This is a genomic window from Natranaerovirga pectinivora, from assembly GCF_004342165.1.
Taxonomy (GTDB): Bacteria; Bacillota; Clostridia; order Lachnospirales; family DSM-24629; genus Natranaerovirga; species Natranaerovirga pectinivora.
Window position 1 is genome coordinate 163,760 of sequence record NZ_SMAL01000001.1, and the last position, 13,767, is coordinate 177,526.

The 13,767-nt window shown below is 31.8% G+C and carries 12 protein-coding genes; 11 read left to right on the forward strand and 1 reads right to left on the reverse strand.

Translation table 11 applies throughout. The features are described 5' to 3' along the window. Nucleotides 1-71: 71 nt before the first annotated feature. A complete protein-coding gene (locus EDC18_RS00790; protein WP_132249276.1) occupies nucleotides 72-335 on the forward strand; it encodes a YlmC/YmxH family sporulation protein in 264 nt (87 codons plus the stop codon). Between the two features lie 63 nt (nucleotides 336-398). Next, nucleotides 399-857: a transcriptional regulator NrdR gene (gene nrdR / locus EDC18_RS00795; RefSeq protein WP_132249278.1), complete on the forward strand. Its 459-nt coding sequence runs from the start codon at nucleotides 399-401 to the stop codon at nucleotides 855-857. Between the two features lie 221 nt (nucleotides 858-1,078). Here the strand turns inward: nrdR and rpsT are convergent, their stop codons facing one another. After that, nucleotides 1,079-1,342: a 30S ribosomal protein S20 gene (rpsT, locus tag EDC18_RS00800; RefSeq protein WP_207669139.1), complete on the reverse strand. Its 264-nt coding sequence runs from the start codon at nucleotides 1,340-1,342 to the stop codon at nucleotides 1,079-1,081. Nucleotides 1,343-1,556: 214 nt separating this feature from the next. On the opposite strand from rpsT, the gene gpr reads away from it, so the two are divergent. The 9 genes from gpr to dnaJ all read left to right on the forward strand — a co-directional run bounded on the left by gpr (nucleotide 1,557) and on the right by dnaJ (nucleotide 13,767). Beyond that, entirely contained in the window at nucleotides 1,557-2,570 is a 1,014-nt protein-coding gene (gene gpr, locus EDC18_RS00805) for a GPR endopeptidase (RefSeq protein WP_132249282.1), read from the forward strand. A gap of 300 nt (nucleotides 2,571-2,870) precedes the next feature. Further along, complete coding sequence (locus tag EDC18_RS00810) at nucleotides 2,871-4,121, forward strand: stage II sporulation protein P (protein WP_132249284.1); 1,251 nt, start codon at nucleotides 2,871-2,873, stop codon at nucleotides 4,119-4,121. A 114-nt stretch (nucleotides 4,122-4,235) separates the two neighbouring features. Next, entirely contained in the window at nucleotides 4,236-5,498 is a 1,263-nt protein-coding gene (gene spoIIP, locus EDC18_RS00815; protein ID WP_132249286.1) for a stage II sporulation protein P, read from the forward strand. A gap of 215 nt (nucleotides 5,499-5,713) precedes the next feature. Continuing rightward, nucleotides 5,714-7,525, forward strand: a complete 1,812-nt coding sequence (gene lepA, locus EDC18_RS00820; RefSeq protein ID WP_132249288.1) for a translation elongation factor 4 — start codon at nucleotides 5,714-5,716, stop codon at nucleotides 7,523-7,525. A 10-nt stretch (nucleotides 7,526-7,535) separates the two neighbouring features. Next, complete coding sequence (gene hemW, locus EDC18_RS00825; protein ID WP_132249290.1) at nucleotides 7,536-8,672, forward strand: radical SAM family heme chaperone HemW; 1,137 nt, start codon at nucleotides 7,536-7,538, stop codon at nucleotides 8,670-8,672. Nucleotides 8,673-8,972: 300 nt separating this feature from the next. Continuing rightward, nucleotides 8,973-9,998, forward strand: a complete 1,026-nt coding sequence (hrcA, locus tag EDC18_RS00830; RefSeq protein ID WP_132249292.1) for a heat-inducible transcriptional repressor HrcA — start codon at nucleotides 8,973-8,975, stop codon at nucleotides 9,996-9,998. A gap of 22 nt (nucleotides 9,999-10,020) precedes the next feature. After that, complete coding sequence (gene grpE, locus EDC18_RS00835) at nucleotides 10,021-10,581, forward strand: nucleotide exchange factor GrpE (RefSeq protein WP_132249294.1); 561 nt, start codon at nucleotides 10,021-10,023, stop codon at nucleotides 10,579-10,581. Between the two features lie 90 nt (nucleotides 10,582-10,671). Further along, a complete protein-coding gene (gene dnaK, locus EDC18_RS00840) occupies nucleotides 10,672-12,522 on the forward strand; it encodes a molecular chaperone DnaK (RefSeq protein ID WP_132249296.1) in 1,851 nt (616 codons plus the stop codon). A 96-nt stretch (nucleotides 12,523-12,618) separates the two neighbouring features. Beyond that, complete coding sequence (gene dnaJ, locus EDC18_RS00845) at nucleotides 12,619-13,767, forward strand: molecular chaperone DnaJ (RefSeq protein ID WP_132249298.1); 1,149 nt, start codon at nucleotides 12,619-12,621, stop codon at nucleotides 13,765-13,767.

Sequence of the window (13,767 nt, forward strand, 5' to 3'; positions counted from 1 at the left end):
GAGCAGAATTTCCTTCCTTAAATTTAAGGAGTTTTTTGGACATTTAGTATTTTCATAAAGGGGGTTTGGAAATGGTTAGAATATATGATATGAAACAAAAAGAGGTCATTAATTCTAAAGATTGTAAAAGATTAGGATTTATAGTGGATATAGAAGTGGATCTAAAAGATGGAAAATTGAAAAAACTTATAGTGCCTGGACCAGCAAAAGTATTTGGAATGTTTGGAAGAGATAAAGAATATCAAATTTCTTGGGATCAAATTAAGCAAATAGGTGAAGATATTATATTGGTGGATATAGATGAAGAAAAGGCTCTGATTAAAAGTGATTATTAGTACCCTTGACCAATACTAATATTTTAAATATAATTGAAAGAAAAAGCAATGGAGGAACAAGGGATGAAATGCCATTATTGTAATAATGACAATACAAAAGTAATAGATTCAAGGCCTGCTGAAGACAATAATTCCATTAGAAGACGTCGACAATGTGAAAAATGCGATAAGCGATTTACTACATATGAAAAAGTAGAAACAATCCCGTTGGTTGTCATAAAAAAAGATAAAAAAAGAGAGACTTTTAATAGAGAAAAACTTATGGCTGGTGTAGTTAGATCTTGTCACAAAAGACCAGTCTCTATGAAAGAAATTGAAAGCGTAGTAGATGACATTGAAAATATAGTTCACAATTCGATGCAAAAAGAAATAGAAAGTAAAGAAATTGGTGAACTTCTTATGGAAAAGCTTAAGAATATTGATGAAGTTGCTTATGTTAGGTTTGCATCTGTCTATAGAGAGTTCAAGGATGTAAATACTTTTATGGATGAACTTAAAAAAATATTAAATGAAACAAAATAAAAGGAATGTGAAAACATTTCTTTTTATTTCTTTAAAAGTTAGAAAAAGCTTGATGCGCAAGAACAAAGGTGACTTTAGATAAGAAGTTAGCAAATGTTTTTTAAGTGCCCAAGGCACTTGTTCTAAAAATTGAAAATGTCATTTACAAATCCTTGATCCCAAGTTTGTAAATGACATTTTCATAGTAATAATAGTTATATATAAGTATTATTTTATTGCAATTAAGCTATAGAATTAACGTTTTTAGTTAATCTTGAAACTTTTCTAGCAGCTGTATTTTTATGATAAATGCCTTTTGTAGTAGCTTTATCAATTTCTTTAATAGCTAATTGTAATTGCTCTTTTGCTAAAGCTTTATCATTAGCTTCAATAGCAGCTACAACTTTTTTAATACTTGACTTAACTTTAGACTTAATCATTTTATTTCTTAAAGTTTTAGTTGCAATAACTTTTATTCTTTTTTTAGCTGATTTAATATTAGCCAAACGGTACACCTCCAAATTTTCATTTTGTAATTAGACACGGACTATTGCACAATGTAAACATACTATTATATTCTAATTTAATCTTTCCATTGTGTCAATACATAACTTATAAAAAATAGGGAAAAATACAATTGAAAATAGAGAGTTAATCCTAATAATAACTTATTATTTCAAAAATAACCATCCTTATACTAAAAAGGAGTGATATAATTCAATGAAAGAAAAAAAATTAGAAGAACTAAAGTATGAAATCAGAACAGACTTAGCCATAGAGGCTAGAGAGTTGGTTCATAAAGATGAGGATATAGAGATTCGAGGCGTAGAAGTAGACGAAGACTTTAATGAATCCATACATTTAAAGACCACAAAAGTAAATATTAAAGATGATCAGGGTTCAAAAGTGATGAATAAGCCTATTGGTAACTATATCACTATGGAATGTGAATTGATGAAAGAAAATGACAGTGAAGTTCATGAGTTATTAATGAAAGAACTGGCTAAACAAATCAGTAGTTTGGTAAAAAACAAAGATAATACAAATCCTCTGATTCTAGTTGTAGGATTAGGAAACAATTGGGTTACACCAGATTCTTTAGGACCTAAGGTTGTATCAAATTTGCTTGTTACTAGACATTTATTTGAACAAATAAAAGACGCTGAATATTTAGAAGCACTAGGAAGAGTAAGTGCCATATCTCCTGGTGTAATGGGTCAAACAGGAATGGAAACTTATGAAATAGTAAAAGGTATTGTAGATGAAGTTAAACCAGATTTAATTATAGCGGTTGATGCCTTAGCTTCTAGAAGAACAAGCAGGGTCAATTCTACAATACAGGTGTCTGATACAGGAATTCATCCTGGTTCAGGGGTTGGTAATAAAAGAAAAGCCATTACAGAAGAAAGTTTAGGAATACCAGTATTAGCCATAGGTGTTCCTACAGTAGTTGATGCAGCAACTATAGTAAACGACACGATGGACAACCTAATAGATGTAATGACACAACATACAAATAATGATAGTATACTAGGTTCCTTAAAAGAGTTTACTAGTGAGGAGAAATATCAGTTAATACAAGAAGTTTTAAATCCTTATATGGGGAATATGTTTGTTACACCAAAAGATATTGATGCAGTTGTAAAAAGAATTAGCTTTATTATTGCAGGAGCAATTAATATAGCATTACATCCAGAAATAGATTACAAAGAAATAACTAGTGCATTGAATTGAGAATCTCTCTATAGAGATTCTTTTTTGCTTTATAGGAAAGTTCTATTTCCTATAAAGTAAAAAGTTGATTAAATGCGCTGCATTTTTCTAACAAAGTTAGAAAAAGCTTGATGCGCAAGAACAAAGGTGACTTCAGATAAGAAGTTAGCAAATGTTTTTTAGAGTGATGAAGTCACTTTGTTCTGCAAAAAAACTAGATAATGAATTAATTTAGTCGCTTATCTTAATTAGTCATAATAAAAGAAGGACTAGAATATTATGTATATAGAAGCTATAACCAACGAATGAAGGTGTGTGAATATGGAGAGAAGAAGATCTATCCAAAGCATTAAAAAAATCAATGTCCTATTGGTGTTAGTAATGATTATTTTGTTCAGTAATATACTCTATAAAGGTTATGAGATATTTGTACCAGATAGCTTTAAAACAATTGGTGCCCAGATAAGAAAAAGTTCAAGTAATTATTTAAGTGAACAAATCTTTGTCAAATCTGTACCCTTATTGAGTTATACATTTAATAATCACTCTGATTTAGTAAAACAAGAAAAACTGCTAGGATATGAGACAAGTTATTTTAAGCGATTTTTCTCAGGGCATATTCCTTTAATAGATTATGTGTTAAAAGAAGAGTCATTACAATATTATACTGTTGCTGAAGTATACCCAAGCATTGAACAATGGCAACAAGAAGATGAAGGGAATAAGAACATTGATATAGCTGAATTAGAGGAGGAAAGTAATCATATAGAAAAACCAATTGAAAACCATATTGTGAAATCATATGCCTATACATTAGAACAGTTAAAAGACTTTAATTTTTTAATGAATAATATGTACACAGTGGATAATAGCATAAGGGTGTCACCTAATGATTTTAATATTGAAAAATGGTTAAGTAATGATATAACAGTAGATTTTTCAAAAGAGGAACCTAAAGTGTTGATTTATCACACCCATTCACAAGAGGCATTTATTGATAGCAGAAAAGGGTTTGTTGAGGACACCGTTGTTGGACTGGGGGTAGAACTGGCTGAGATTTTAAAAAATGACTATGAAATTAATGTTATTCACCACACAGGCGTATATGATTATCCAGTAAGGGATAGAGCTTATGCCAATGCAGTTGGACCAATATCTAGAATATTAGAAGAGAATCCATCCATAGAAATTGTAATTGATTTACATAGAGATGGGGTGCCAGATCACCTTCATTTTGTTACAGAAATTAATGGCAAACAAACAGCAAGAATAATGTTTTTTAATGGCATTAGTAAAACCTTAGTAAATGGAAGAATGGTTGAAAATGGTTATATTCCAAATCCTTATGTTAATGAGAATATGGCCTTAACATTACAAATGCAACTAAAGGCAGCTGAAATTTTTCCAGGTTTTACAAGAAGAATCTACCTTAGAGGCGAAAGGTTTAATCTTCACTTAAAACCAAGGTCATTATTAATTGAAGTTGGCGCCCAAACCAATACAGTGGAAGAAGCGAAAAATGCTATGGCACCTTTAGCACAAATACTATATGAGGTGTTTATAGGCCATTAAATAGGAATAAGAACAGAATGAGACCAATGAATCGATTTTACACTCATAAATCTTAAAAAAAGGTAATAGTATGATATAAGGAAAAAACTTATAAGATAAAGGTTGTGAAACTTAATGGAAAGAAGGAAAACAATACAAAGTAGCAAGGTAACCAATATTATAGTAGTATTAATAATGTTAGTACTTACATTTAATATTATTTACAAAAGTTATGACATCTATTTTCCAGATAGTTTAAAAGGTATAACAACTGAAATATTTAAAGGTACTACGGATTATTTTAGTGAGCAGATACTGATGAAATCAGTACCATTGTTAAGTTACACATTTAATAATCAAGCTTCATTAGAAAAAAAGGAACAATTAAGAGGATATGAGACAAGCTATTTTAAAACATTTTTTTCTGCATATATTCCCTTAATAGATTATGTTCTAAAAGAAGACTCTCCTACTTACCATACCGTTGCAGAATTGTACCCTAATATTGAATTATGGCTCCAGGAGGATGAGGGAGAAAAAGATATGGATTTTGCTGAATTAGAGGAAGATGTGAGTTACAGTGATCAACCCATTGATCAGCAATTGCCTCAATCTTATATATACACATTAGATCAATTACAAGATTTTAATTTTTTAATTAACAATTTTTATACTGTAGATAATACCATTAGAATGGCGGAAAATGATTTTAATGTTAAAAAATGGCTAGGAAAAGATATGACGGTTGATTTAAAAAGTGATGAACCCAAAGTCTTAATTTACCATGCCCATTCTCAAGAAGCATTTGTAGATAGTAGAAAAGGTGTAGTGGATGATACTGTTGTAGGATTAGGTGCATTATTAAAAGAGATTTTAGAAGAAGAGTATGGTGTAAACGTCATTCATCATACAGGGGTCTATGATGTAATAGATGGTAGGTTAGATAGAAGTAGGGCATATGCACTTGCAACAGAGCCTGTGTCAAAAATATTAGCAGAAAACCCTTCCATAGAAGTGGTTATAGATTTACATAGAGACGGTGTTCCAGAACATGTGCGTCTTGTTACAGAGATTGATGGTAAACCAACAGCAAAAATTATGTTTTTTAATGGGATTAGTAGAACATTGGTTAATGGGAAAATGGTCGACAATGCCTATTTTCCAAATCCTTATGTCAATGACAATATGGCTTTAAGTTTGCAAATGCAATTAAAAGCAGCTGAGCTATTTCCAGGTTTTACAAGAAAAATATATATTAAAGGTTATAGATACAATATGCATCTTAGTCCAAAAGCACTCCTTATAGAGGTAGGAGCTCAGAACAATACAGTTAAAGAGGCAAGAAATGCAATGCCACCACTGGCTCAAGTTATATATGAAGTTTTTTTAGGTAAATAATTAATAAATAATTAAAGAAATAATAATAAAAGTAATATAATCTAATAATGATGATTATATTACTTTTTATTATATGAAAAATTATTTCCATAAAAGTAACAAAAAATGGTTTTATATGTGATGAAGTTACTTTCTTATATTAAATATATTGTGTGTGAAAAAACTCTATGCTATAATAACCATCAGTATATACACTCAAGGAGGTCAAATTTCTAATGGCAAAGAATGGACAAGAAAATATTAGAAATTTTTGTATAATAGCACATATAGATCATGGTAAATCAACTTTAGCAGATCGTATTATTCAAAAAACAGGATTGTTAACGGAAAGAGAAATGCAAGAACAGGTTCTAGATAGTATGGATCTAGAAAGAGAAAGAGGTATAACCATAAAGGCTCAAGCTGTAAGATTGGTATACCATGCCAATGATGGGGAAGAGTATGTTTTTAATCTCATTGATACGCCAGGCCATGTGGATTTTAACTATGAAGTATCGAGAAGTTTAGCAGCTTGTGAAGGTGCTATTTTAGTTGTTGATGCAGCTCAAGGTATTGAGGCGCAGACTATGGCTAATGTGTATCTTGCATTAGAACATAATCTAGAGTTACTACCAGTCATTAATAAAATAGATTTACCAAGTGCTGAACCAGAAAGAGTTAAAGGGGAAGTTGAAGACGTTATAGGCTTAGATGCTTCTGATGCACCTTTGATTTCTGCAAAAGAAGGGCGAAATATTGAAGAAGTATTAGAGCAATTGGTGAAAAAAATTCCTGCTCCTAATGGGGATAAAAATGCCCCATTAAAAGCTTTAATATTTGATTCTATGTTCGATCCTTATAAAGGTGTTATTGTATTCTGTAGAATTAAAGAAGGTACTGTAAAAAAAGGTTCTAAAATCAAAATGATGGCAACAAAAAAAGAATTTGAAGTGGTTGAATTAGGATTTTTTGGCGCAGGAAGATTTATTCAGGCAGAAGAATTATCAGCAGGTATGGTTGGTTACATTACAGCCAGTATTAAGAATGTAAAAGACACTAGGGTTGGTGATACAATAACAGAAACTCACAATCCAACAGCAGAAGCATTGCCAGGGTATAAAAAAGTTAACCCAATGGTTTACTGTGGTTTATACCCAGCAGATGGTGCCAAATATCAAGACTTAAGAGATGCATTAGATAAATTACAGTTAAATGATGCAGCCCTTCAATTCGAACCAGAAACATCCATTGCCCTTGGTTTTGGATTTAGATGTGGCTTCTTAGGACTGTTACACATGGAGATCATTCAAGAAAGACTTGAAAGAGAATACAACTTAGATCTAGTAACAACTGCACCAGGTGTTATTTACAAAGTATATAAAACCAACAGTGAAGTGATAGACTTAGCCAATCCATCAGATATGCCAGATCCGTCTCAAATTAGTAAAATGGAAGAACCATTTGTTAAAGCAGAGATTATGGTACCAACAGAATATATTGGTGCTATTATGGATCTTTGTCAAGATCGTCGTGGAGAATACTTAGGTATGGACTATATGGATGATACAAGAGCTATTCTACACTATGAATTGCCTCTGAATGAGATTATTTATGATTTCTTTGATGCCCTTAAATCAAGAACAAGGGGTTATGCATCCTTTGATTATGAATTAAAAGGCTATAAAGAATCTAAACTTGTAAAATTAGATGTACTCATTAATAAAGATGTGGTAGATGCCTTCTCTATGATTGTTCATGAATCTAAAGCCTATGAAAGAGGTAGAAAGATTACTGAAAAATTAAAAGAAGAAATCCCAAGACATATGTTTGAAATTCCTATTCAATCGGCAATTGGGAATAAAGTAATCGCTAGAGAAACGATAAAAGCTATGAGAAAAGATGTATTGGCAAAATGTTATGGTGGAGATATTTCTAGAAAAAGAAAACTTCTAGAAAAACAAAAAGAAGGTAAAAAACGTATGCGACAAGTAGGTAATGTTGAAGTACCTCAAAAAGCATTTATGAGTGTTCTTAAACTAGATGAATAGGTGACTATATATGAAACCATTAAGTCTATATTTGCATTTGCCCTTTTGTAAAAAGAAATGTTTTTATTGTGATTTTTTATCATTTCAATCCAATGAAGAAGAACAGAATGTGTATATAAAAGGGTTAATAAATGAAATTAAAGGCTATAAAGGCATAAAAGAGGAATATAGTATTAAAAGCATATTTCTAGGTGGAGGAACACCTTCTGTCATCTCTAAAGAGCATATTAGGATGGTATTTGAAGAGATTAAAAGAAACTTTACACTAGATAAAAATATAGAAATTACAATAGAAGTGAATCCTGGAACAGTAGATGTTGAAAAATTAATAACCTATAAAGAAATAGGAATTAATAGATTAAGTATAGGGTTACAATCAACGGATAATGAATTTCTTCAAAAACTAGGAAGAATACACAATTATGAAAAGTTTTTAGATACCTATAATATGGCAAGAGAAGTAGGCTATAATAATATTAGTATTGACTTAATATTCGGTTTGCCTGAGCTTACTCTTGAAAAATGGGAAAAAACATTAAGAACAGTTATTGATAAAAATCCTGAACATATATCTTGTTATAGCCTTATTATTGAAGAGGGTACACCTTTTCATAAATTATATGAAAGTGGAGATATTGACTACCTTAATGAGGACATAGAAAGAGAAATGTATAGGGTAACTAAGAATATTCTTGAGAAAAACAATTACTTTCAGTATGAAGTTTCTAATTATGCTAAAAAGAATCACGAAAGCTATCATAATTGTGTATATTGGACGGGGAAGGAATATTTAGGATTAGGTTTGGGTGCTGCTTCTTATATGAATCAGGTTAGGTATAAAAATACGGATAATATGAAGGATTATATTAATTATTCTAATAAGCCTTCTGCAATTAGAGTAGAAGAAAGTGTATTAAGTGAGCAAGACCTTATGGAAGAGTTTATGTTTTTGGGTCTTAGATTAATAAAAGGTGTCTCCAAAGAGGACTTTAGAATTAGATTTAATATATTTATTGAAGATGTATATGGGGACGTTATTCTTGAATTAGAAAAGAAAGCGTTAATAAATAATGATAAAGATAAAATTCAATTAACTGCTAAAGGGATTGATCTTAGTAATTATGTTTTAAGTGAATTTTTATTGTAGTCCTTTTAGTGGGTAGGGTGTTTTTAGTGGTGTTAATCAGGACGCATATAATATATCTGGCTGCCTTTCCTTTCAGCCGGTCGACGCCAGATATAATATGTGTCCTCATTAACCAAATTGGAGCGAATACAGCATAAGGAAAGATAAAGTCTTTGTAAAAAAACATAAAAAATTCCAAATATCACTTGACAAATTGATGTTCAAGTGATATTTTAAAATCAAAAGTTAGCACTCACATAAGTCGAGTGCTAACAATGACAAAATGACTGATTCACTTTTTTCTAGAAGGATGTGAAATCTATGGAACTTAATGATAGAAAAATTAAGATTTTGCAAGCGATAATATTGAATTATCTAGAGTCAGCAGAACCAGTGGGTTCCAGGACTATTTCTAAGCAGTATGATTTAGGAATAAGTTCCGCAACTGTAAGGAATGAAATGTCAGACTTAGAAGAATTGGGTCTTATTATGCAACCTCATACTTCAGCAGGAAGAATTCCTTCAGACAGAGGGTATAGGTTATATGTGGACCATTTAATGAAATTAAAGGAGTTTCCTACGGAAATATTTCAAGAAATTCTACTAGAACGTAGTGATAGAATTGAAACATTACTTCAAGAGATTGCAAAGTTATTAGCTATTAATACCAACTATGCAACAGTAGTGACAACGCCTCATTATAAACAAACGAAGTTAAAACAAATTCAATTAATGTTATTAGATGAGAAAAATATTCTTACGGTTATCGTAGTAGAAGGTAATATAGTAAAAAATCATTTGTTAATGGTGAACATCCCTATAGAGCAAGATGTTTTAACAAAAATAAATAATCTGTTAAATAAAAACTTACAAGGATTAAATATTCAGCAGATTAATCTTGATTTGATACAACAGTTAAAAAACAAAGTCGGCATTTACAGTGAAATCATTAATGGTGTTTTAGAAGCAATAGTAAAAACAGTTGAATCAGTAGATGAAATAGATTTATATACAAGTGGCACAACAAATATTTTAAAGTGTCCAGAGTTTAGTGATATTGATAAAGCAGCAGAATTAATATACACCTTAGAAGAGAAAAAATTAATATTATCCATGATCACAGAAGGAATGGAAAATCTTGATAATGGGATTAAGATTTTTATTGGGAATGAGAATAGTATTAAAACGCTAGAAGACTGTAGTTTTATAACAACTACATATAAACTAGGTGAGGATACAATAGGCGCCCTTGGTATTATAGGGCCTAAACGAATGGACTATGTAAAAGTTGTATCTATGCTTAAATACATGATGAATCAAATGGAAAAATTATGGAACAACCAATAAAGTGAAAGGTGGATGAGTTACTTTGGCTAAAAAGGAAGATAGTAAAGTTGAAGAAATACTAAATGATACAGAAGAAGCAACAGAAGAAGTAACAGAAGAAACAATAGAAGAAAATGTAGAAGAAATATCACAAGATAGTGAAGAGGCATCTAATGATAAAAAACTAGAAGAGTATATGGATAGGTACAAACGTACTCTTGCAGAGTTTGATAACTTTAGAAAAAGAACAGAAAAAGAAAAATTACAAACATATCATAGAGCAACGAAAGATGTCTTAGAAAAAATTCTGCCTATTGTTGATAATTTTGAAAGAGCTATAGGCGCTCTACCAGAAGAAGAAAAAAGCAATAGCTTTGCTCAAGGTATTGAGATGATCTATAAACAGTTTTTAAATATGTTAAATGAATCAGGTGTACAGATCATTGAGGCTGTAGGTCAAGAATTCAATCCAGATTTTCATAATGCAGTAATGCATACAGAGGATGACTCAGCAGGAGAAAATGTAGTGGTTGAAGAGTTACAAAAAGGTTATATGTACAAAGATAGTGTTTTAAGACATAGTATGGTAAAAGTAGCAAACTAAAGCCAAAACGGTTACTAGCTTATTGAAAGCTAAGTATCCTTGAAATATAAGTTAAATTACTTTATATAAAAATTAAGGAGGAATTATATAATGGGTAAAATAATCGGTATAGACTTAGGAACAACAAATTCTTGTGTTGCAGTTATGGAAGGTGGAAAACCAGTAGTAATTGCTAACTCAGAAGGGGCAAGAACAACGCCATCTGTAGTAGCTTTTAGTAAATCAGGTGAAAGATTAGTTGGTGAGCCAGCAAAAAGGCAAGCAATTACTAATCCAGATAAAACAGTAATATCTATAAAAAGACATATGGGTACTGACTATAGAGTAGGAATAGATGATAAAAAATACTCACCACAAGAAATATCTGCAATGGTACTACAAAAATTAAAATCAGATGCAGAAAGCTATTTAGGAGAAAGTGTAACAGAAGCAGTTATTACAGTACCAGCTTATTTCTCAGATAGCCAACGTCAAGCAACTAAAGATGCAGGTAAAATTGCAGGATTAGACGTTAAAAGAATTATTAACGAGCCAACAGCAGCAGCGTTAGCTTATGGATTAGACAATGAAAATGAGCAAAAAATCATGGTATATGACTTAGGTGGCGGTACTTTCGACGTTTCAATTATTGAAATTGGTGAAGGGGTTATTGAAGTTCTAGCTACAAGTGGAGATAACCGTTTAGGTGGAGACGACTTTGATGATCGTGTAATGGATTACTTAGTAAAAGAATTTAAAAATCAAGAAGGTATTGATTTATCAAAAGATAAAATGGCTGCACAAAGATTAAAAGAAGCAGCTGAAAAAGCTAAAAAAGAATTATCAACGACAACAACAACGAATATCAACTTACCATTTATCACAGCGACACAAGATGGACCAAAACATTTAGATGTAACATTAACTAAAGCAAAATTTGATGAATTAACAGCTGATTTAGTAGAAAGAACTATGACACCAGTTAGAAATGCATTAAAAGATGCTGGCTTAAATCCAAGTGATCTTGATAAAGTATTATTAGTAGGTGGGTCAACTCGTATTCCAGCAGTTCAAGATGCAGTTAAAAAAGTAACTGGCAAAGAGCCGTTTAAAGGCATTAACCCTGACGAATGTGTTGCTATTGGAGCATCTATTCAAGGTGGTAAATTAGCAGGAGATGAAGGTGCAGGGGATATCTTATTATTAGACGTTACGCCTTTATCATTAGGTATTGAAACTTTAGGTGGTGTTTCTACTAAACTTATTGAAAGAAATACAACAATTCCTACGAAGAAAAGTCAAGTATTCTCAACTGCAGAAGACAATCAAACAGCTGTAGATATTAATGTTGTTCAAGGTGAACGTCAATTTGCAAAAGACAACAAACAACTTGGAAGATTTAAATTAGATGGTATTCCACCAGCACCAAGAGGGATTCCACAAATCGAAGTAACATTTGATATTGATGCCAATGGTATCGTTAATGTTTTTGCAAAAGATTTAGGAACAGGAAAAGAGCAACATATTACAATTACTGCAAGTACAAACTTATCTGATGATGATATTGAAAAAGCTGTAGAAGAAGCGAAGAGACATGAAGAAGAAGATAAGAAAAGAAAAGAAGGCATAGACGCAAGAAATGAAGCAGATTCTATGGTGTTCCAAACTGAAAAAGCCATAAATGAAGCTGGAGACAAAGTTGATGCTGCAGAAAAAGAAAAAGTTGAAGAAGAGCTTAATAAATTAAAAGAATTATTAGCAAAAACAACAGCTGACAATATGACAGATGCTGATGTAGAAGAAATTAAAGCAGCAAAAGAATCATTAATGACAACTGCACAAATATTATTTACAAAATTATATGAGCAAGCACAAGGAGCAGGTGCTCAACCTGGGGTAGATCCATCAGAAGGTAATGGTGGAGACGATGATGTGGTTGACGCGGATTACAAAGAAGTGTAGAATATAAACAGTGCAAAGTTTTAAGCCAAAGACTACTTGTTCTTTGGCTTTTGACTAATGCTTGGGATTAAGTTATTTTTGGAAGGGTGAATTAAAGTGCCTGATAAAAGGGATTATTATGAAGTATTAGGTGTTAGTAAGAATGCCAATGATGGAGAGTTAAAAAAAGCATATAGAAATTTAGCAAAACAATACCACCCAGACATGAATCCTGGTGATGCAGATGCAGAAATTAAGTTTAAAGAAGCATCTGAAGCATATGAAGTGCTTAGTAATCAAGAAAAAAGAGCGAAATATGATCAGTTTGGCCACGCAGCATTTGGTAATGGTGCTGGAGGTCAAGGGTTTCATGGTGGATTTGATTTTGACATGGGTGATATTTTTGGAGATATATTTGGAGACTTCTTTGGCGGCGGTGGCGGTTCAAGAAGAAGAAATGCACCAGCAAAAGGGGATAATATAAGAAAAGTTATACACTTATCTTTCCAAGAGGCTGTATTTGGTATCGAAAAAGAGATTGAAATAACTTCTCAAGAAGTGTGTAACACCTGTAGTGGAAGTGGGGCAAAGCCAGGAACCCACCCAGAAACTTGTAGCCAGTGTAATGGAGCAGGTCAAGTTAGAGTGAATCAACAAACATTGTTTGGGAATATTACCAGTGTAAGAACTTGTCATGTATGTCATGGCAATGGTAAAGTGATAAAAGACAAATGTAAAGACTGTCATGGTTCAGGATATACAAGTAAAAACAAAAAAATAGCCATTAATATTCCAGCAGGAATAGACCATGGTCAAAGCATTCGTGTAAGGGATAAAGGTGAACCAGGAATAAATGGTGGACCTAGAGGGGATCTTCTAGTGACTGTATCAGTTGACAAACATCCTGTGTTTGAAAGAGAAGGATATAATGTCTTTTCAACAGTACCAATGTCATTTGTAAAGGCTGCTTTAGGAGCAGACATAACAATTAAAACAATTGATGGAGAAGAGAATTATACCATAAAAGCCGGTACACAAACCCATACACAAATAAAGCTAAAAGGTAAAGGGGTGCCACATCTAAACAATAAAAATGTTAGAGGGGACCACTATGTAACCTTAATAGTTGAAGTACCTACAAAGCTAGATGAAGAAGAAAGAAAAATATTAAAGTCTTTTGCTCAAATAACCGGTGAAGAAATTCATGATCATAAAAAAGGTTTTTTTGAAAAAGTAAAAGATGGTATTAAAGACGCCATTAACTAA

Excerpts from the sequence above, each read along its gene's own strand:
- dnaK (WP_132249296.1), top strand. The coding sequence starts at position 10,672 with ATGGGTAAAATAATCGGTATAGACTTAGGAACAACAAATTCTTGTGTT.
- EDC18_RS00790 (WP_132249276.1), top strand. The coding sequence starts at position 72 with ATGGTTAGAATATATGATATGAAACAAAAAGAGGTCATTAATTCTAAA.
- lepA (WP_132249288.1), top strand. The coding sequence starts at position 5,714 with ATGGCAAAGAATGGACAAGAAAATATTAGAAATTTTTGTATAATAGCA.
- gpr (WP_132249282.1), top strand. The coding sequence starts at position 1,557 with ATGAAAGAAAAAAAATTAGAAGAACTAAAGTATGAAATCAGAACAGAC.
- EDC18_RS00810 (WP_132249284.1), top strand. The coding sequence starts at position 2,871 with ATGGAGAGAAGAAGATCTATCCAAAGCATTAAAAAAATCAATGTCCTA.
- hrcA (WP_132249292.1), top strand. The coding sequence starts at position 8,973 with ATGGAACTTAATGATAGAAAAATTAAGATTTTGCAAGCGATAATATTG.
- nrdR (WP_132249278.1), top strand. The coding sequence starts at position 399 with ATGAAATGCCATTATTGTAATAATGACAATACAAAAGTAATAGATTCA.
- hemW (WP_132249290.1), top strand. The coding sequence starts at position 7,536 with ATGAAACCATTAAGTCTATATTTGCATTTGCCCTTTTGTAAAAAGAAA.
- spoIIP (WP_132249286.1), top strand. The coding sequence starts at position 4,236 with ATGGAAAGAAGGAAAACAATACAAAGTAGCAAGGTAACCAATATTATA.